Origin of the sequence: Alteromonas sp. KUL150, assembly GCF_009811475.1 — a bacterium.
GTDB classification, from domain to species: Bacteria; Pseudomonadota; Gammaproteobacteria; order Enterobacterales; family Alteromonadaceae; genus Alteromonas; species Alteromonas gracilis.
On record NZ_BLIJ01000003.1, the window covers coordinates 1 to 20,895 of the forward strand.

16 protein-coding genes are annotated in these 20,895 nt (G+C 44.7%); 4 read left to right on the forward strand and 12 right to left on the reverse strand.

The annotated features are described in order from the left end of the window. Positions 1 to 243 precede the first annotated feature (243 nt). Positions 244 to 606 carry an Hpt domain-containing protein gene (locus tag GVO62_RS00370; protein ID WP_159117259.1) on the reverse strand — a complete coding sequence of 121 codons (363 nt, stop codon included), beginning with the start codon at positions 604 to 606 and terminating at the stop codon, positions 244 to 246. A gap of 394 nt (positions 607 to 1,000) precedes the next feature. Between GVO62_RS00370 and GVO62_RS00375 the strand changes: the two genes are divergently transcribed. Both GVO62_RS00375 and GVO62_RS00380 read left to right on the forward strand, forming a co-directional pair. Next, positions 1,001 to 1,921: a diguanylate cyclase gene (locus tag GVO62_RS00375; protein WP_159117260.1), complete on the forward strand. Its 921-nt coding sequence runs from the start codon at positions 1,001 to 1,003 to the stop codon at positions 1,919 to 1,921. Positions 1,922 to 2,134: 213 nt separating this feature from the next. Continuing rightward, on the forward strand, positions 2,135 to 4,138 hold the full coding sequence (locus tag GVO62_RS00380; RefSeq protein WP_159117261.1) for an ATP-binding protein: 2,004 nt from the start codon (positions 2,135 to 2,137) through the stop codon (positions 4,136 to 4,138). Positions 4,139 to 4,175: 37 nt separating this feature from the next. Here GVO62_RS00380 and GVO62_RS00385 read toward each other — a convergent pair whose 3' ends face one another. The 11 genes from GVO62_RS00385 to GVO62_RS00435 form a co-directional block, all read right to left on the reverse strand. Beyond that, positions 4,176 to 5,294 carry a purine nucleoside permease gene (locus GVO62_RS00385; RefSeq protein ID WP_159117262.1) on the reverse strand — a complete coding sequence of 373 codons (1,119 nt, stop codon included), beginning with the start codon at positions 5,292 to 5,294 and terminating at the stop codon, positions 4,176 to 4,178. Between the two features lie 146 nt (positions 5,295 to 5,440). After that, entirely contained in the window at positions 5,441 to 7,858 is a 2,418-nt protein-coding gene (locus GVO62_RS00390; RefSeq protein ID WP_159117263.1) for a TonB-dependent siderophore receptor, read from the reverse strand. A 242-nt stretch (positions 7,859 to 8,100) separates the two neighbouring features. Beyond that, positions 8,101 to 9,549 carry a uracil-xanthine permease family protein gene (locus tag GVO62_RS00395; protein WP_236547019.1) on the reverse strand — a complete coding sequence of 483 codons (1,449 nt, stop codon included), beginning with the start codon at positions 9,547 to 9,549 and terminating at the stop codon, positions 8,101 to 8,103. A 238-nt stretch (positions 9,550 to 9,787) separates the two neighbouring features. Beyond that, positions 9,788 to 10,153: an AraC family ligand binding domain-containing protein gene (locus GVO62_RS00400; RefSeq protein ID WP_159117264.1), complete on the reverse strand. Its 366-nt coding sequence runs from the start codon at positions 10,151 to 10,153 to the stop codon at positions 9,788 to 9,790. Positions 10,154 to 10,288: 135 nt separating this feature from the next. Beyond that, positions 10,289 to 11,524 carry an allantoate amidohydrolase gene (locus GVO62_RS00405; RefSeq protein ID WP_159117265.1) on the reverse strand — a complete coding sequence of 412 codons (1,236 nt, stop codon included), beginning with the start codon at positions 11,522 to 11,524 and terminating at the stop codon, positions 10,289 to 10,291. Beyond that, on the reverse strand, positions 11,517 to 12,797 hold the full coding sequence (locus GVO62_RS00410) for a pyridoxal-phosphate-dependent aminotransferase family protein (protein WP_159117266.1): 1,281 nt from the start codon (positions 12,795 to 12,797) through the stop codon (positions 11,517 to 11,519). Before GVO62_RS00410 ends, GVO62_RS00405 begins: the two co-directional genes overlap by 8 nt. Positions 12,798 to 12,807: 10 nt before the next feature. Then, the gene (locus GVO62_RS00415) at positions 12,808 to 13,626 is read right to left on the reverse strand and encodes a sulfite exporter TauE/SafE family protein (RefSeq protein ID WP_159117267.1); all 819 of its coding nucleotides are present in this window, start codon (positions 13,624 to 13,626) and stop codon (positions 12,808 to 12,810) included. A gap of 70 nt (positions 13,627 to 13,696) precedes the next feature. Continuing rightward, positions 13,697 to 15,274 carry a gamma-glutamyltransferase family protein gene (locus GVO62_RS00420; protein WP_159117268.1) on the reverse strand — a complete coding sequence of 526 codons (1,578 nt, stop codon included), beginning with the start codon at positions 15,272 to 15,274 and terminating at the stop codon, positions 13,697 to 13,699. 117 nt (positions 15,275 to 15,391) lie between these two features. Then, complete coding sequence (locus GVO62_RS00425; RefSeq protein ID WP_159117269.1) at positions 15,392 to 16,651, reverse strand: amidase; 1,260 nt, start codon at positions 16,649 to 16,651, stop codon at positions 15,392 to 15,394. A 183-nt stretch (positions 16,652 to 16,834) separates the two neighbouring features. After that, positions 16,835 to 17,398, reverse strand: coding sequence for a DUF924 family protein (locus tag GVO62_RS00430; protein ID WP_159117270.1), 564 nt, complete (start codon positions 17,396 to 17,398; stop codon positions 16,835 to 16,837). Positions 17,399 to 17,551: 153 nt separating this feature from the next. Next, positions 17,552 to 18,385: a MurR/RpiR family transcriptional regulator gene (locus GVO62_RS00435; protein WP_159117271.1), complete on the reverse strand. Its 834-nt coding sequence runs from the start codon at positions 18,383 to 18,385 to the stop codon at positions 17,552 to 17,554. Between the two features lie 383 nt (positions 18,386 to 18,768). On the opposite strand from GVO62_RS00435, the gene GVO62_RS00440 reads away from it, so the two are divergent. Together GVO62_RS00440 and GVO62_RS00445 are read left to right on the forward strand one after the other, a co-directional pair. Further along, positions 18,769 to 19,395, forward strand: a complete 627-nt coding sequence (locus GVO62_RS00440; RefSeq protein WP_159117272.1) for a CPBP family intramembrane glutamic endopeptidase — start codon at positions 18,769 to 18,771, stop codon at positions 19,393 to 19,395. A gap of 160 nt (positions 19,396 to 19,555) precedes the next feature. After that, a complete protein-coding gene (locus GVO62_RS00445) occupies positions 19,556 to 20,860 on the forward strand; it encodes a mechanosensitive ion channel family protein (protein WP_236547020.1) in 1,305 nt (434 codons plus the stop codon). Positions 20,861 to 20,895 lie beyond the last annotated feature (35 nt).

A 20,895-nucleotide genomic window follows, 5' to 3' on the forward strand; every position in this document is an offset into this window, starting at 1 on the left:
GGTTAAAGTGTCTTTAACCATGAATAAAGTCTTTAACGACAAACAGAATCTTTAATGGTTAAAAAACTTTGGCCCTTTAAAACGCCGCTCACGGTATAAAGGGCTTTCAATAGTGAACGTATAGGCACGCAAAGTGGCAGGTTAAGCCGGCACTAATCCAATTCATGTACTGCAACCAAATTATCCATCGAGGTAAGAACTGTTTTGGCCTCAGCAGGGCATATGGCGTTAGCAGGACTGACGTCAGGCACGCATCACTTGAATCGTTTGCTCAATGAGGGCTTCTAGTTCTTCCATGTCTTCGTGCAGTTCATTGACATTATTCTGCTTGGCTTTTAGCTCAATTGTCGCCGCCTTGCCACGAATAGCATCAGCACCCACATCACCAGCTACTCCTTTCATGGAATGACTATTGAATCGCACGGCTTCTAAGTCGCTATCCGTCACAGCTTGTTTTAGTAATTCACGCTTTTGCTCTATTTGCGCCAAAAACATGTCAACGATACGGTTGAGTAACCCTTCATTTCCGCCAAGGCGACTTACAGCAGCATCTCTGTTCCATAACTGCTCTTTTGAAAGGGGGGAGCCATCGCTTAAGGTATGCATTGTTATCACCAATCAATTTTCTTGAGACAATATTTCGTTATTTATAAAGTAGAGTCAATGATTAAGTCGCCAATATGCATTGATTTATATGGCAAATATACTAAAGGCTAATTCTATTCTTTGTATATCAGATAATACTGAAATGCTTGTGAATAAACAGGTGCGAGATTTATCATGAAAGGTTTTTTTCACAAAAAGTGTTGGTACTGCAATTGTATGATGTGTAGTTCTTTAAAGCCCTTGTTATAGAAGTATGCAAGACGAGGAATAAAATCCTGAATTTTCAATAGATTTGTAAATTCATAATGTTAAACTCAGGTTTGTTATCATCGATTCTTCTAAAGTTGCTTGCAGTCCGACCCTACTGTCTTATCAGTAAAGATTACCTAATTTAATGAATTTACAAGAAATTAAGCCCTACACAGAATGTAATGTTCTTATCGTTGACGATGAGCCGATAAGTCGAATGCTTTTAGAGTCAATATTAGAACCCGTATTTTGCTGCACGACGGCTGAATCTGGCCACGAGGCACTTTTATACTGTGCTGAAAATGCGCCAGACTTGGTACTGCTAGACATGAATATGCCTGATATTAACGGCTTAGAAGTATGTAATACTCTCAAACAATCACCCGTCACCAGTCAAATCCCAGTTATTTTTGTAACCTCTACTTTGGATGTGGAAAGTGAAAATGCATGCTGGGAGGTGGGCGCGTCCGACTTCGTTATGAAACCAGTTAATGCGTCTACATTAACCCATCGCATCAAAACGCATATTCAGAATAAGCTTCGAACTGAGTTTTTAGAAAAAATGACGTTTCATGATCAGCTAACAGGTCTCTACAATCGTACTTACTTGACTAGAGAAATTCCGCTACTTATAAGGCAGGTTGCTAGAGATCAAAGCAATATTGGGGCAATTATGATCGATATTGATTACTTTAAGCTCTTCAACGATAACTATGGGCATCTTGAGGGAGACCTTTGTCTCCAAAAAGTGGCGAAAATTATTTCAGACACAGTTAAACGTCCGAAGGATGCGGTTATCCGATTTGGAGGAGAGGAGTTCTTAGTACTGTTACCTTATATCGATTACCAAGGGACAAAAATTGTCGCACAGCAATTGGTCGAAGCAGTAACTAACGCTAGTATTCCACACGGCAAGGGCATAGAAGGGCGAGTCTCAATAAGCGCTGGGTTTGCGGTTTGGAAAGCTGCAGATGTAGTTGACGACGATTACTCCGCTCTTGTTGAAGATGCCGACATTTCTCTTTTTGAAGCCAAAGAGCATGGTAGAAATCAAGCGAAAGGATAAGTACCGTTAAACTCTAGTGTTAACGAGGCGCAACAGGCCTTGGCACAGATTAAATTTTCTTTAGAGCGTAACGTTTTACCTATCCTATTGTTTAATATCCTTGACTACTAAGCCAAGCTATTATTTAACGCAGATAACAATATTTTGCATTATAAGCGTTTTGGCGTTTGTTGGTGACTTTGGATAACGAGTGTTAAGCGTAGGAATCGGAAGATGATTTATTTTGACGAGCAGTCGAGTTTAAATTTTAAGTTGGAAGAGCAGCTTAAAACATCTTTATCCAACCTTGTTCAGCGTGGGTGCGACACCTTGGGTGTGTTCCAAGGCTTGCTTCTGCAAATTGAAGATGAAGCTGTTGATGTTATTATTAAAGCATCATCTGCTTACCCGCCTAATTTCAAAACATTACCATCGTTTGCTTCCTGTATTCCCATTGAAAATAGTTTTCCAGCAAATAGCGCAAAAGCCTCTACGGGCTTCAAACAATGGTTTGCGACTTATTTTAACGCTGAAAAATATATTCGCGGTCGCGTTCACAATTTGGATGGACAACACGTTTTCCTCGTGTTTATTAATGCATGCCCTGAGTTGCCAGTTAACCTTGATAAAGTCGCACTTTTAGACGACTGTTTAGCCGTCACGTTAGAAAAATTTGAGTTAGAAAAAGGGGAGTCTCATCAGAATACCCTCTATGAAAAGCTACAAAGCGTTGCGAGCATAGGAACTTGGGAAGTTGATATTATCAATGATGTTCTAACTTGGTCATCCCAAACGCGACGCATCCATGAGGTGAGTGATGATTTCAAACCTACGATAGAAGACGCAATTAGTTTCTATAAAGAAGGTTTTAACCGGGATGAAATTAGTCGGATTGTTTCCCATACCATTGAAACTGGAGAGCCTTGGTCCGCAACTCTTGAGTTAATATCTGCCAAGGGAAACTCGGTTTGGATTGAAACTCATGGAATGGCAGAGTTTAAAAACGGAAGGTGTACTCGCTTATTTGGTACTTGCCAGAATGTGAACAAATCAGTGCAACTTAGGCTGGAGCTTGACGCTCGCCGCAAAGAAGCCGAAGCTGCTTCAAAAGAGCGAGGCTTATTGCTTTCAAGGATCAGTCATGAATTAAAGACTCCTCTTAATGGTATCACTGGCATGCTTCAGGCAATTAGGTTTGAAAAGAAAGACAATGTGCGTATTAAAAAGGCCGATATTGCTTTGCACAGCGCTGACCGCCTCTTGGCTTTGATAAACGATGTACTCGATTATACCTCAATAATAAATGGCGAATTCTCGCTAAGTTACAGTGATTTCTGTGTGCGTTCGTTGGCCGAAGATATCGTCGACGTGTTCAAAGGTAGATGCGCAGATAAAGGAATTAGGCTGTATGCTGTTCTGTCATTTGACGAAAAGACTTATGTAAACGGAGATGCTGCAAGGATAAGCCAGGTCCTCACTAACTTGCTGTCAAATGCCGTTAAGTTCACCTCTAAAGGTTACATTTCTATTCAAATTACGCTTAAACAACAGAGCAATATTCCTGTTTTACTCGCCTCAATTGAAGACTCGGGGGTGGGTATGAATGAGGAGATTTTGTCTCGCATATTCAGACCATTCCAGAACGACAGGGCAAGTGCGTCTGAAGAGTTAAACGGTAGTGGCTTAGGGTTGTCTATAGTCAATCAGCTTATTGATAAATTGGGCGGCGAGCTAGAGGTTCGTTCAAAAGTTGGTATGGGGACATGTTTTGATATAGCGATACCTGTTGAAATGGCGTCGCTAGAAAAAGAGGTGAAAAGCGACGTTGAGCTATCATCCGAGCTTCTTAACATACCGCTAAATATATTGGTTGTTGATGATAACGATATTAACCGCCTTGTGCTCGCCTCCATGCTTGAAAAATTTAACTACGTACCAGATGAAGCCGATAATGGCGAGGTTGCCGTCGAAATGGCCCGGGCGAAGAAATACGATCTCATTTTTATGGACTGTGCTATGCCAGTGCTCGATGGGATGAGCGCAACAAAAATTATTAAGCAAGAAGGGCTACTATCAAAATACGGAAGAATTGTTGCCGTAACCGCTAACACTACTGCCGAAGATAAAGTTAGCTGTAGCGAAGCGGGAATGTCTGATTTTCTTTCAAAACCCGTTGTACAAAATGATGTTACGGCGCAGGTTAGAGTAGCATTGAACGCAAAGTCCATCACCGCTTAGCAGCAACATAACTTTTTAAACTAAGCGGTTTTTGCTTTTACTGTGCGTTAGGTATTGAATGTTGCACTTCTCTCCAGTGCTTAACGATGTAGTCGGTTACTTGAGAGCCCACCCGATATGCGGCCTCTATTGCTGCGCCCATCGCGGCATAGCCATCTCCCGAACTTTCACGTTTTAGATTTTCTGCAGCGCCTAAACCTGGAGGCTGCATTGTAAAATTGCTCGCAGTACGTAAAATGAGAAGCCGTTCTTTATCTACAAGCCCCGCATTATCTAGATAAGTTAAGCTTTGAAGTGTTGCGGAATCTTCCATTCCTGACGTAACGAAATTTCCTTTTCCCTTCGTCCAATAGGAGACCCAATCATTCGCCCATGCATTAAGTTTCTCGCCGTGCCAAAACGTAGAGGCCGATAAATGCGCGCCCATAGACACACCAGGTAAAGCCTTTGCTCGCGGTGAATGTGTATACTTTGCTCTTAAAATGTCCATTGCTTCGTTATTTAAAAGCTTGGTATCTTTTGTAAGAGCAAAAGCCCATTTTGCTAGGGAGATGTTGAGTGCATATACTTCGCCGTTAGGGCTATTGCTTGTATCTACTGCGTCAGCATTGTCGTAGGGAGCATGGGTAAACAGCGGGAAGTATCCCGTTTCCCAGTCAGCAGGTATTTCTCGTGCATCAATTTCATGGGCCAAGTCACCGTCTACAACATAATCGGTCCAAATAGCACTTCCAATAGTGTTGTCGGCGGGGTCCACGCCCGCAATACCAGCCACCAACCAATAGGCTTGGCTAAGATCGAACCGCTTATCTAAACCTAACGACATAATGGCAGCAGAAGCCCGCGCAATTCCCATCCCTGTAACCAGCCCAATTACTCCTGTTTCTTCGTTAGCGTAAATATCGTGGAAGCCATGTGGGACAGCATATCGCGTAGTTAGCGCCTGCCTGGTTTTCCATAGTTGAAACTCGCCTGGTGCATCGCCTTCGTCCTCTCCAATTTCAAACATACTTACGATGACCACCTTCACTTTCATCGGTTTTATGCCACGAGCATTAACCTCTGCCGACGTTGCGGTAAATGAAAAGCTAAGCAATATGGTGAAAGCTAAAAGAGGATTAAGGTAATTAACAGTTTTTTGAAGAGCAATATGCATGGGGAAAAATCCTAATAAGAGCCCAGTATTGAAGTGATTTTCAGAAAGTATACTGGACTCTTTAGTAAAAGAGAGGAGACAAATTGCAAGAGGCTGTCGCGCTAATGTCTATGCTTTAACACGACAACCTTCGCAGATTTCGTTACCTAGAACGAGTAAGTGAATTTCGCGTTAAAGTGACGCGGTAATTCAGGAAGTACTATTTGGCTTCCGAATAGGTCTGGGAAGTTAGAACGGAAATAACGCTCATCGGTTAAGTTCTTAACTGTTAAGTTAAACGCCCAGTCTTCTGCTTGATAGGATAAACCAGCATTTACAAGGGTGTACGCAGGCAAAGTAACCGCAGCAGAGAAGCCCGACGCCACTTCTTCAACATCGACAATACTTACGTTAGCCGCATAGCCATTCTGAAAGTCATACGTTGCTGTAAGCGTGTAAATATTTTCAGGAATACCTGCCTTGCGGCCATCAGTGTTATTGAAACCTTCACCGATTAAGTTTAGACCAATAACATTACCACCAAAGATCAAAGACGGGTCTTCAAGGTTAACTAGGTCTTCAGCACCTAAGAAGCCAAACTGATTACCGTTTTCAAGCGCCGTTAAGTTAATAACTTTTATGTTTGTATAACCAGCCGATACGACGAGGTTGTCATTTACAACCCAGCGTAGTTCAAACTCAGTACCTTTGTTGTTAGTCGTGTTGTTAGTAACCGTATTTTGCGCGTTGAAGTCGGTACGTTCCTGTTCAAATGAAGAAAGTGCGAAATATAACGTGTCTTCTAACAATGAACCTTTAATACCGAACTCAATAAGTTCAGATGTGTCAAAGGCGCTACCGTCACCTAGCTGTCCAACTCCAATCTCAGCACCTTGACCTGCAACTAGCGTCGCTTGCTCTGCCGCAGTGAAATAAGGAATTAAACCAAATTCGAACTCGTATGAAATACTTGCGTTCCACGACCAACCGTCAACCGTTTCCTCAGCATATACGGGCGTTTCCTCGCCCGTTGCACCGAGTAGTAAGTCAGTACGAGAGGTGCTTTCAATGTCAATGGTGTCGTAGCGTAGGCCAAGGACTAAATTCAAGCCCCAATCCCACGTTAAGTCTGTCATCGCAGCGACGCCCAAGTCTAGATAATTACCCACATCGTAGTTATCGAAGTTTTTACCTGAGCGCGTCGAAAGAAGACGACGGTCAAGTGCTGATGACGGCATAGTCAAATCACGACGGTTAAAGTACTCATAAGTGAAGTCATCACCATGTTTAAAGTCGGTGTAACGTACTGAAGGTGAAAACTGGAACTGTGCAAGTAACCCGTCATTTTCATATTCTGTTGCAAATATAAGCTTATCTTCTACAACCCAGCTATCGTGGAATTGTGAGAAACCGTAGGCGTTTTCGTTAATATTATCGTAGGCATCATAGAAAAACTGGTTTCGAATTTCCCAGTTATCCGAGTAATAAATAGTGTCGAAATAAAGTGTAATGGCTTCGTTGCCTAGTTGGTCATCAGGTGCAACAAGTACTTGGTTGCCGCTAAGCGTTGTAGTACCTACGTTTTGTAGCTGCATGAGCGCAGTAGCTTCATCATCTGTGAAGCTTGACGCAGGTACGTAGAAGAAACTTTCGCCCGCAATATTTACAGCACCATATTCTTCGTGACTGATTTGACCGTCACCATCAGTATCCAGAGGCTGAGCAGTACCTGTAATGTAGGTACCATCATCTACCAATTCTTGTGTCAGACGGTTCCAGCCCGCCACTTGGTTGCCATCATAGTCGTGATACATACCTCCAAATTCGAAGCGCAGGTTATCAGTAATATCTATGTTGAATGACGCCTGAAGCACGGTTTGATCAGTTTGAGTATTATCATAGTAGCTATCGGAGTTCTCTAGCTCACCATAGATGTAATACCCCATCTCCTTACCAGCAACACTCGCAGGACCGCCCACTTCGGCAGTTAAGATACTTTTATCCCATGAGCCAGTTGTGTATGAAAGTGCACCTGTTGGGGCATCTAAATACTGTCCGCCAGAGGCTCGCGCCGACTTAGGATTAAAGTTTAGATAGCCCCCAATTTTCGCAGGGCCATAAATAGGAGAAGCGGGACCTCGGACAATATCAATTCGGCTTGAAGCGCCGATAGGGGTAGGGTAGTTACCCGGGTTATCTAAACGTCTAACACCACGAAAATAGGTTTCACCAGGCGTACCACGTACGTCTAGTGAACCGGCTACACCAAAGAAAGACTGTGTGAATGTTCCTGGTGCAAAAGCTACCAATTCATCGATGTCAGAAACGTTGAAGCGCTCCATTTGCTCTTGCGAAATGGTTGAAGCAGAGCGCGGTGTTTCAAGAATAGATTTGCCGAACCCGAATACAGACTCAACGTCTTGGCCTGGTAAGCTGCCAAGTGATCCAGTGACCTGAATCTTTTCAACATCTTTCTCTTTAACTTCTTTCTCTTCTTGAGCAAATGCGGGTGACGACAATGCTACTGCAGTTGTTATCGCTAATGCTTTTGCCAGAGGAGATAATTTGAATGTAGTGTTTTTCATGGTTTCCTCATTATTTTTATTTGCCCATTTAGGGCTTTATTAACGCGGTATTTCTACTGCGTCTTGCTGTAATGCAAGAGGTTTAGCAGGATGAATGCCAACTGCTTAACCAATTGGTCAACTTTTGACATGCATTTAAGTTTCTGAATTATATGGATTTTAAAATATAATATTGTTCTTATATTGTTGTCTTTATGTTAATAAATAAGGTTTTCAATATACTTGCACCATTGAGGTGATTTTTAGCGCGCTTTTGCACTAAAAAGGGAGGAGACGTCCTCCGCTTTTGTCTGCATTCCTACAATGGTGCTTACAGGAGTAGATGATTTCGGGGTAGGCTTTATCTCGCTGATACCGTTCACTTTTTTACCAGGTAAGGTTAATTCTAAGATGACTGCGGTAAGCCCTGCAGAAGTAACAGGCGATAGAAGAATATTTTCAAGCCAGCTAGGCAGTTGCGCAAGCGCCTGTGGCACCATCATTACGCCAATGGCCATGCCTAACGCGCAAGCAGTGACTAGGCTACTGCGTCTATCAAGCGCATAGCTCGCCAAGAGTTTTAAACCGCCCACGGCTACCATGGCAAACATAACCAAGGTCGCGCCGCCCAAAACCGGTTTCGGTATTGCTTGTAAAACTCCGCCAACGATGGGGAAGCACCCTATAAACACAAATAGCCCCGCAACGAAAAAGCCGACTTTACGGCTGGCGATTCCGGTTAGTTGGATCACGCCGTTGTTTTGTCCAAATGTGGTGTTGGGAAACGTATTGAACATACCGGCAAGCAACGAATTTACGCCGTCACCAAGAATGCCGCCTTTAATTCGTTTTAAATACACAGGCCCGCTCACTGGCTGCTTACAGAAGAGACTGTTTGCCGTAAGGTCGCCTGCCGTTTCTATTGCGCTAAATAAGTAAATAAGCGCGACAGGAAGGAACAAATTGATGTCGAAATCGATGCCATAGGCAAACGGAGTGGGAATGGCAACAATAGAAAGTGAAGATAAGCCGTTAAAATCTAACCCTTTGGTTAAAGCGATATAAATTGCGCCCACAGCCATGCCGATAAAAATAGCGCTTAATCGAAGCCAGTGATTAGTCGATGCATTCAAAAATACAATAATCAATAAGACTCCCAGACCTACAAGCAAGTTGTCGGTACTGGCAAAATCACTTGCATTAAATCCTCCCGCAAGGTCTGTCATTCCCACATTAATCAAGCTTAGACCTATTGCAGTAATAACAATGCCGGTGGTAAGCGGAGTGATAATACGTTGTAGTCGGCCTACAAAAAAACTGAATACAATTTCTACCAGCGCGCCCGCCATGGTGAGCCCAAATAGCAGCGCCAGAACATCCTCAGAGGTTCCGCCACTTGCTTTTACCTGACCGCCGGCCAAAATCAATGCGCTGATAAACGCAAAGCTTGTGCCTTGAATGGCCACAAGACCACTGCCAACCGGGCCAATTCGCTTAGTTTGGATGGCTGTGCCAATGCCGCTTACAAAAAGCGCCATACTAATTAAATAAGGTGTGTGTTCAGTTAAACCCAACGAGGATGTGACAATAAGCGTAGGTGTTATTACCCCAACGAAACTTGCTAATAAATGCTGGAAAGCAGCCGTAAGAGCGGGCAGCAAAGCTGGATTGTCATGTAAGTCGTATATTAACTCGTTGTTGCTGGAAGACATGCTTATTCCCTTACTCCATGCAAAAGGTAGATAAAACGGGAATATTGCAAGATGTTGACCAAATGGTCTGTATGGTGAGGGTTTTTTAAGTGGTTGAATTTACGAAAGTTAAATGATTATTTTGTCAGCAGCGAATAGCACTGGTAATTAAGGAGCCCCATCTTGGTGCTATAACAAAAAAATGCGCCAATCTGGCGCACTTTAACTATCAGCAGGAAAACGGGATAAGCAATAGGTTTTATAGCGCAACGCCTTCACCTAAGGTAACAAATATTGAATGGCGCACTTCGTTATACATAGCGCGAGAACAATGGCCTTCGCCCTCTGTGTCTTCTAGTAACAACACATCCCCCGCGCCAAACACGTGGCGCTCGCCATTTGATACAGTAAATTCTGCTCGACCTTTCAGAATGAAAAGCAGTTGGCGAGCAGGGGCTGGATGCCATTTGAAGTCGTAGTCTGCCGGCGTTTCGCGAAAGATAATTTTATCTGCGCCAAACTTCTCTGAAAGCATCCCGATAGGGCCACCGTCTTTAAGAGCAATCTCCACTTCACCAAAGTGGCTTTTGCCTGCTTCATCGTTGTAAATCCTTGTTATTTTCATTATCAACCCTTTAAAACTATAGTGGTTCAATATTGAGCAAAAGAAGACCTCACAAAGCTTTGCAAACATAGAATATGCGTTTATTGAAGCAAAGCATTGTTAAAATTAAAAAGTGCTGCTCAACCAATGTTACAACTAAGCATGCTGTAATTTGCTAATGGTTTTATAAAGTACAGACAAACTTGCGGCGACATCATCGTGAGTTATTGATTCAGCCGGGTGGTGGCTAATGCCTCCTTTACAGCGAGTGAACAACATGGCGACAGGACAAATATCCGCCATCGCCATCGCGTCGTGCCCCGCACCTGATGCAAGCACCCGCGGCGCAATTTCACTTTCCTCAACACCACGCACCAGCGCTTTTTTTAGATATTCATCGCAGTGAACTGCTGGCGCGCTGTGGGTTTGTTCTCGACTAAGCGTCAACTGCCTTTTTTGCGCAATCTCATCAAATTTTTGCAATATTTCTGCCAATACAGAATCTCGTAAATTATCGTCTTCACTGCGAATATCTAACGAAAAGCGGGTGCGACCTGAAATAACGTTTACGCCGTTGGGCGCGTTTTCAATTTTACCCACTGTCGCTACTACGCCTGGGCGCTGTAGGCTGATATTCTCAACCGCCAATAACATTTCTGCACTTGCACAAAGCGCGTCTTTTCGCATCGACATTGGCACTGTGCCCGCGTGGCCGGCCATGCCCTCTATAGTGAAATTAAAACGCTTTGCACCTGCAATTGCACTGACTACGCCCACTGGCAAGTTTTCTTGCTCCAAAACAGGGCCTTGCTCAATGTGTAACTCCAGGTAGCCTAAAATATCAGTACGAGCGATAGCTGCACTGTTTACCGCGTCGAAGTTCAAACCAAAGTTCACCATGGCTTGCTCAAGGCTTATTCCGTTTTCATCTTTTAAAAAGCGCCACTGGTCTTCCCACTTTCCGGTTAGTGCTCTACTACCTAAAAGCGTGGTGCCAAATCGTGTGCCTTCTTCATCACAAAAACCCACAATATCGATGTGAAAAGGAAACTTGGTTTGTGTGCCATCGAACATGGCGACCAGCGAGATAGCAGCAACAACACCCAGCATTCCATCATATTTACCGCCGTTAGGCACGGTATCTAAATGGCTACCTAATATCAGCCGAGGGGCGTTTGGTACGCTAGAGGTGTAGCGACCCCAAATATTACCCACTGCGTCTTGCCACGTCGTCATGCCAGCTTCAATCATCCAGCCCGAGGCCAGTTGATTTGCAAGTCGATGCTGTTCGGTGAGATAGCGCCTGTCCAGACAGGAAGGGTTTTGACTTAAGGTGCCTAATGTTTCGCACCTTGCCATAACCTGAATTGCTAATTCAGCAAATTCACCCATTCGTCGCTCCCGCAAGCTTAGCGTCTTCATACACGGCCAGTGCTGCATCTACTCCTTTGCCTGCCGGCGCCTTAAATCCTTGCATGCGCAGCACGGTTTCAAGAGATTGAAGCGTGTGCAGTACGGCATCTTCTCGGGCGTTGTAGCCCATGGTACCAATACGCCATATTTTGCCTTTTAAAGGGCCAAAGCTGGTGCCTATTTCGATGTTGAAGCGCAACAAAAGGGTTTCGCGTATTTCTTCACCCTGTACACCGTCTGGAATATATACCCCTACTACGTTGTACATTTTGTGTTTCAAGTCGCCAAAAGGTTTAAGCCCCATAGCCTGAACACCGGCTAGCATGGCATCGCCAGCGACCTTATGTCGGGCAATTACGTTTTGCTGGCCTTCCTCTAGATGCAGGCGAGCGCACTCGCGGGCGCAATACAGCATACTGGCTGCTTCGGTGTGATGGTTTAAACGCTCTTCACCCCAATAATCCATGATCATAGGCAAATCAAAATAGTTTGAACGAATTTTCGGTCCGCGGGCTGATTCGTGATGCGCGTCGCGAATACCGGCTTCTACATGGTGGCGAGTACGCACAGTTCTAACGAACTTATCGCTAAGCGTAATTGGGGCGCTACCCGATGGGCCACCTAAGCACTTTTGCAGGCCCACAGACACTGCATCTAATTTCCATGCATCCGCGTCAAGCGGGTTGCCGCCTATAGAAGCTGTGGCATCGCAATAGAACAAAACGTTATGTTCTTCACAAATAGCGCCAATGTCGGCCAAAGGTTGAAGCATGGTTGTAGACGTATCACCTTGCACAATAGCCAAGAGCTTTGGTTTCACTTCTTTAACCGCAGCTTCAATTTGCTCAGGCGTAAACACCTCGCCCCACGGCACTTCTAAGGTATGCACTTCTGCATCGGCGCGTTCGGCAATTTCGGCAAGCAAATGCCCGAAGCGCCCGAAAATAGGCACTAGCACTTTATCGCCCGGCTCTATAGCTGACACCAACACGGCTTCGATGCCAGCACGCGACGTGCCATCAACCAAAAATGTCTGCTGATTTTTGGTATTAAAAACATCGCGATAAAGCTGCATGACTTCGTTCATGTATCCAGTCATTACAGGGTCGTATTGCCCCACGAGCTGCGTAGACATTGCGCTTAAAACACGGGGGTAGCAGTTGATGGGGCCCGGGCCCATAAGCAAACGGGGAGGTGGAGATAAAGGTGCTAAAGCACCGTTAATTGTTCTGTTAGCCATTTCGTTAGACATGAGAGCACTCCTAGATAAGCACTTGCGCTAACATGCGCAAGCCTGTAATGATTAGAACAACGGCGAAGATTTTCTTAAGTAGCCCCGCATCTAGCTTGTTGGCAATGCTTGCGCCTACCGGAGCAAACAGCACGGTTAGTGGCACAATGCAGGCAAAACCTAACAAGTTTACATAACCGAAGGTGGCATAAGGCGCATCTGCAGGAGTTGCACCAACAAAAAGTAAGGTTAGCGCTGCAGGAAGGGAGATAATTAAGCCTACTGCCGCTGCTGTACCCACTGCTTTGTGAGCGGGATAGTTACAAAAAGTCAGAGTAGGAACAGTAAGTGTGCCACCACCAATACCTACCATAGCGCTAAACAAGCCAATACAGCTGGCCATAATTGATTGCCCGGCGCGTCCGGGAAGGCCCTGAAACAGCGCGTCTTTTTTACCAATAAGCATGTTGATTGCTGAAAGCGTTGCAATTACTCCGAACAGTAAAGTGAGAAACGTAGGGTTAACTACGGTTACTAAATAACTTCCTGCCAGAACGCCGATAAGTATAAATATGGCCCAAGCCTTAAGTAATTCGAAATCAACATTACCTTTTGCGTGGTGGGCGCGAATAGAGCTTACTGAGGTAGGCACAATAGTCGCTAGCGATGTTGCTGTTGCTACAACCATTGCGCTCTCGGGGGATACCCCCAAAGCTTGGAACAAAAAGAACAGCACCGGCACAATAACGATGCCGCCACCTACACCGAGCATACCCGCTAACAAACCCGCAAATATGCCAGTACCTATTAAAGACAATATAACCGTAAGGTTATCCATTAAAAACTGCATGTAATTTATTTCTCGATTAAATGATTAACTGATAGTTGTTACTTAAGCTCTTGGGCAAAAGTAAGGTGTGCTAGCGATGTCCTAAATAAGCTTTACCGTCGCTACGTGGGTCGCTGGCTCCGGTCACCGTGCCTTCAGTGTCGCGAATAATCGCGCCCGCGTGACCCATTAGCTCGTTGCATGGGTCTACCGTCACCATGTCATGGCCCCGAGCGACCAGGCTTTCACCTACGTATTCAACAAGATCTCTTTCTGCTTTTAAGTTGTGACTTTGATCGCCCCAAGTTCTACCAAGCAGCCAACGGCCTAATGAAATCGCCTTGGCGATAGGCTGCCCATGATAGATGTGGCGAGCAAACAAGGCGGCTTGAGTTTGTGGCTGTCCTTCACCACCCATAGTGCCGTAGCTCATTCGGCGACCATCTATGAGTTCAGCGAATGCTGGGTTCAATGTATGAAACGGTTTTAACCCCGGCGCTAGGTACTGATTACTAGAAGGATCAAGTGAGAAAGAGGTGCCGCGGTTGTTCCACACAATGCCGGTTTGCGGGCTGACCACGCCTGAACCAAACTCCCAATAAAGCGATTGAATGTAGCTCACCATTCGCCCTTGCGAATCACAGCATCCCATCCATATTGTGTCGCCGTGTTTTGCCTCATGAGGCCATGGCAACGCTTTATGCAATGAGATACGCTTTGCCATCACCTCCAGTGCGTCGTCACTCAATAGGCTTTGTAAATCTACAGGCGTACGCGATGGGTCAGTCACATTTGCGTTACGTGCAATGAAGGCTTGCTTGGTGCACTCAATGAGTAAATGCACCATATCTGCATCGGTACTGCCAAGATGTTGAACTTTGTCGTAGAGGGCTAAAATAATTAATGAGGCCACACCCTGGGTAGGCGCTGGCAAGTTATATAGCTTACCCTTGCTGGTCGATACCGATAAGGGTTCAACAATTTTTGCTTCGTAATCTTTAAAGTCTTCAAGGCGAATAGGGGAGCCAGCGGCTTCTAAGTCTTCAGCAAGTTGTGCTGCAAGTTCACCGTGATAAAAATCATCTAAGCCCTTTTCGGCTAAATGCGCTAAGGTTTCAGAAAGTTTAGTCAGCTTAAGTATCTTCCCTTTTTTAAGGGCTTTGCCTTTTATCAAAAACTGCGCAAAATTTTCATCAAGACTCAACTCATCGAAAGTTTTGTTACTGGCATCAACCAAACTTTGTGTAACTTCTATTCCCCAATTGGCTTGGCTTATAGCGGTATCAAACAATGTGCTCAGCGGCATTCCACTTTGCCATTCGTGGCTTATCTCAAGGGCTTTTTTCCAGCCGGCTACTGCACCGGCCATAGTAAGCGCAGACTTACCGCCTCTGCTAGGAATTGCATCTAGACCCTCGTAAAACGAAGGGGTTGCACCTTTCGCAGCAACGCCTGACGCATCAATGCCAACGGGGGGCTTGCCTGGCTCGCTAATAAGCCAAAAGCCATCGCCACCCATCCCATTCATGTGAGGGTATTCAACGGCGATAGACGCCGCAGCAGCTACCATTGCTTCAATTGCTGTACCGCCTTTTTCTAATATATTTAATCCCACTTGAGATGCGGCATAGTGTGGGGCGGTAAACGCGATGTTTGGTTTTTCACTCATTGTTATATCCTTCGAAAATTTAGCAACGGCAGTCAACTTGTTATAAACACTGCATAATATTCTTCTTTTTGCTTTCTAAATTAGCGAGAAAGCCCAGTAAGCGTGTGCGATACACGTTTAGCCAGTGGTCAGCTTTTTGGCTAACGCGAGAAGTGCAAGATCGTTGCCTTTTTTGCCCACAAGCGATAAACCGCATGGAGCGTTATGTAGGGTAAATAAAGGCAAATGAAGCTGGGGTAGCCCAGCAAGCCCCGCTACTGCGGTAAGCGCAAGAAGCGCGTTCCTATCATTTGCCAATGTCATTTCATCGGCGTCGCATCGAGGTGCAACGCCTGGTGTTGTGGGAATTACCAATACATCTATATGCTCGAAGAGCATATTTAGCTGGTTAATCACCACTTCTTGCTGCGCTTTGGCTTGTTGTACATCATGTGTTGTTATGGTTTTACACCAATTCAAGCGCAACATAATATCGTCGGCAATATCGGGTTGAGTTGTCTCAATCCATTCGCCGTGCTGCTGCCAAATTTCTGCACCTTGTAATGTGCGAAAAGTTGCAGCGGTTTGTAATAATTGAAGGTCTAACTGATCGGCAGATAACGCCACGTGCTTGTTGCTTTTTCCAAGCTTACGTAACCATGTTTTACACAGTGCCCCATGGGCCGCGTTCTCAAATAAATGAGTAGCTACCCCAAAATAGGGGTCATCACCAATTGCTGCCTGCTCTTCGTTATTTAGAGATACACCAGTTGCAGACGCACCGGCTATGCATACCTCAGCGACTTTTTGCAGCGTATCAAGGTCTCTTGTCATCCACCCGATTGTGTCGAATGATGGTGCAAGCGCGACCATGTTGTCGCAAGGTATGAGCCCATGAGTAGTTCTAAGCCCCCATAGACCTTGATAACTTGATGGAACGCGAATGGAGCCACCCGTATCGGTTCCAAGGCCGATGTCTGCAAGGTGAGCGCTAACCGCCACCGCAGAGCCAGATGAAGAGCCGCCCGGAATATGCGCCGGTGCAGTCGGGTTTACTAGCGAAGCATAATGCTTGTTTTGACCATGTAAACTGTAGGCTAGCTCGTCGGTAATAGTTTTGCCTTTAAACGTGGCACCTGCATTAAGCATATTTGCTACACAGCAATTGGTAGTTTCTGGTACCAGATGAGTGGCTTCCCAGTCTGGGTTACCTGCTGCCGTTGGCAAACCTCTCACATGAAACAAGTCTTTTACCGCCAGGCCCAGGCCGCTAAGTAAAGCATCGTCTGTTGCAACGTTTTTGGCATTACTGCTGTTCTTACAAGACGAGGTTTCTAAAGATTTAATTGCCTGCTCATATCGTTTGTCACAGGGCTTGATTACAAAAGGTGAGCTCACAGCGTGTTCTTAACATCATTTTTTACTTTTATTTGTCTTTCTATGAAACATATGTTTCATTAAAAAGTCAAGTGGAAACGTTTGTTACTTTTTAACAGGCGCTGGAGTAAAAATGTGATGAATGGTGGAAAATGGAAAAAAGCGGCTTACGAGCAGGGCGCTTCGAAAGAGCAGCACTAACCCTTAAAATCCTTTAGGGGTATTTTTTAGAAAGGCAACTTCTTCTTGGGTTGATTCACGACCTAACACCTTGTTTCGATGCGGATATCGACCAAACCGCTCTATCACGTTTTGGTGTCGCTGTTCAAATTCGAAGGCTTGCTCTAGCCCTTCCTGTGAAAATAGTTCAAGGGCTACATCATGAATAGCGAGGGACTCGCTGTGCATAAAGGGCATATACAAAAATGTGCGTTGCTGTGGGGTAAGCACTTTATCGGCCTCAACGCTTACCGCTTCTTGTGCTAATACTAAAGCAATGTTGTCGGCGCTGTAGGCATCGGCATGACCCCGAAATATATTTCGGGAAAATTGATCAAGAAGTAGGATTTCTGCAAGGCGACCAATGGGGGTGGCACGCCAAGGCCATAGTTCGCCGTTTAATGCAGCTAAACGCAGTTTAGAAAATCGAGACGTGATGGTTTTATCAACCGCCGCGTCTTCTTCAAACCATTGTTCGGGCGAAAGTTCCCCGAACCAAAAATCTAACACACCGTTAGCTTCTTCCATGACCACTTGTGTTTTATCCATATCTACTCCAACAACACGTCCAAAGCAGCAAAATTAACGTTAATTTCACTTATACCTATTTTTTAGCTAAAAAGTTCCTTCTTCGCTTGAAAAATAAAAAATACCTGCTAGGGGATTTGGTAGTATTGCTTAAAAAGCGTACGAATGGAAGTGTCAGCGCTTAGGGTTCTCTAATTCATCCATTTGTATATAAATGTCGGTAATGGCATCCACTCGGTTTGCAGCTGCACTACCTAACACTTCGTAAGTTAAGTTACACAGCGAGGCTACAAGGCTCATAGGCGCCGCGTAGCTGTCAAAAGGTGAGTCTCCGCCAATATGGGTTATCAGCAGGTGATCAACATCTTGCCGGTAGCCTTGCCCCGTTGGGTCGGTAATAAGTACCGTCTTGCAATGTTTAATACTATTTAGAACATATTTAAACTGGCGCGTCCTACGGCGAAACCCAAATAAAACCACAACGTCATTTTCAGTTAAGTCGATAATATCTTCACTCAACGTTTGCCCAGGCTGAGGCAACACGCGAACCGACGTACGAATTTGTTTTAGCTGTTGTCTGAAATGAAGGGCAATAGGATAGGCGTTTCGAAACCCTATTAATGTGACTTGTTGGGCGGTAGCAAGTATTTCTGCTATTTCGTTTAATGCAGCGGGTGACGTGCCTTCAAACGTGTTCGCCAGATTTTTGCTGTCGCTCTCGTGCTGCAATACACCACTTGAAGGGCTAACTACCGGAACGCCTTGTTCCCTTAGCTGCACCAGTGCATCTTTTGCCTGCTGATGAGAGTCGAAACCTAGCTGTCGAAAAAAGCGACTTACCGTTGCCTTTGATGTACCTGTTTTTTCCGCAATAAGTGATATGGATTGGCTAAGCACCGCAATAGGATTTTGCTGAATATAATGCGCGATCGATTGGCCTGAAGGAGAGAGTGATGCGTAATGTTTTTCAATCTGTTTTAGAACGTCGCTAGGGCTGCTTTTTGTCATTGGTTTCGCCTTATACATCTTGTGCAATTATTTCACGACTTCTGTGCGTTGTACAAACACTACCTGAGTTTAGAAGTCTGGCTAGCCTTTATTCATAGATTTACATCGTGATTTTTCACTTATTCTCGTCGTTAGTTAACTGCTATTCAAGGCAAAGCTAAAGTAAAAATTATTGGAAATTAGGTGCTTACTTATCAGCTTTGGCATATAGGCTAAAGTTGCAATCAATTAATTCACTGTACCTGCCATTTTGGCACTACAATTTCATATACAGATAATATTCATAAAACTGTCATCAGTTGGTAATTAATTTGTTGTTTCGCACTTGCCTGTTAATAGGCTAACAGGGTGCGTACGGCTAGCGTTTTTAGAAGGGGTGTGTTGTGGCAAAGCTTTGGTCTGAATTGATCTTGCTATTTGTGGCGGTTCCCTTTGCCGTGCTGTATTGGATTAAACATTTTGCAGACTACCTCATGCCAATTTTGGGCATTATGGGGCTTTGTTGTTTGACCATTTTGTTAGCGGATAAACAATTTAAGCGCATTAAATTATGGCATTGGGACGACTATAAAATTCATTTGAAAAGCACGCTACGGCTATTTTTACCGTGGGCGAGCTTGCTTGCGCTAGTGGTTTACTTTTTAAAACCAGAGTTGTTTTTGCATTGGCCTATGAATCAGCCTTGGATGTGGGTAGCAACGCTGCTCATTTACCCGATAGTTTCGGTTATTCCCCAAGAAATTATATTTAGAACGTTTTTCTTTCATCGCTATAAGCGCATTTTGCCGTCTAAATATGCGAGATGGGCGTTAAGTACGTTTCTATTTGGATTAGCTCACTTGGTTTATGGAAACTGGGTTGCCGTAGTGGTGTCTTGGATAGGCGGCGCGATATTCGGCTATCGCTACATGCATACAAACTCAACGCCAGTGGTGGTTATTGAGCATGCTATCTGGGGAAGTTTTCTTTTCACGATAGGACTGGGATCTTATCTCGTTATAGCAGCGTAAAACGTTTTACAAACTCTTCTGTAATTGCGCTGAGAATACCTGTTTACACTGCTTTAATAGACGCGGCGGGCTGTGTCTGACCGGGCTAGGTCCGACTTGGTTTAATTAGAAGCTAGAACAACGCGCAAATGCACAAAACATTGTACCAAGGAACTAGGTTATGTTATCAACAATATCATCGATTCAGTGGCTTCCACCTTTCTCTACCTTCATGCAAAGTACTGAAGGCGGCGGTGTAACAAGTTTATCTAACGCCCAATCTTTACTTGCTGAGCTCTGGAATAACTTTGTCTATCGTTTACCCGGTCTAGCTCTCGGTGTGGTAGTCATGTTGGTGTTTATATTGCTGGCACCCTATGTTGCCAAGGTTCTGGTTAAGCCTCTAACCCGCACAACAACGTCACCACTGCTGCGATCAGTTATTCAGCGAAGCGTAAGCTTAGTACTCATTTTGCTTGGCATCTATTTGTTTTTGTTTCTAGCAGGGCTTACTGGGTTTGCTATTGCAGTGGTAAGTGGAACTGGGGTTGTTGGCCTTATACTAGGCTTTGCGTTTAGAGATATTGCTGAAAACTTTATTTCTAGTTTGCTGCTTACTATTCAACGCCCTTTCAAAATTGGCGATATTGTTCAGGTTAATGACTTTACCGGCATTGTTCAAAAGGTTACCGCCAGAGCCACAACGCTGGTAGATTTCGATGGCAATCATATTCAAATCCCTAACGCGACTATTTACAAAGGCGTTATCAAAAATCTTACCGCTAACCCGCTTATGCGGGGGCAATTCGTTGTGGGCGTTGGCTATGATGCAGACATCCAGCATGCTCAACAAATGGCACGTGAAATCACAATAGGGCAGGAAAACGTACTTCGCGACCCTGAACCACAAATACTTATCGATGAGCTAGGCTCATCCACTTACAATTTGAAAGTTTACTTTTGGGTGGATGTAGAGAAAACCAGTGTGGTCAAAATGTCATCGGTGCTAATGCGGAACATTACGCTAGCCTTTCTTGAAGCCGGTATTAGCATGCCTGACGATGCGCGGGAAATTATATTTCCACAGGGGTTAACCGTGAAAGGTGCCAATACAGCTAGAATCGAAGGCATTAACGAAAAAAATGAGAGAACAGAAAAGCCAGCGTCTCAATTCACATCACAGAATGATACTTACGGCCAGCCGAAAGACGAGATTGAAAAGCGGAAAGGCAATAGCGGAGACGGCCACAAAGACGAGAACATTGACGATAAGGCAGACGATAAGGCAGACGATGCCGTTGCGGTAAATGCAATTAACGCCGATGTTCACACCAAGAGCAAAGATACGCAGCACGCAACGTCAAGCGCGGCTAAAAATCTGGTTAAGGCTCAGCAGGGTGAAGATGACGTAACGTCTGACGCGCATGAAATAAGAGAGCAGGCACGAAACTCAAGAGATCCCGAGGCAGGAGAGAATATTCTTTAGCCGCTTTCACAGCGGCTTTTTAATTCTGTAGGTGT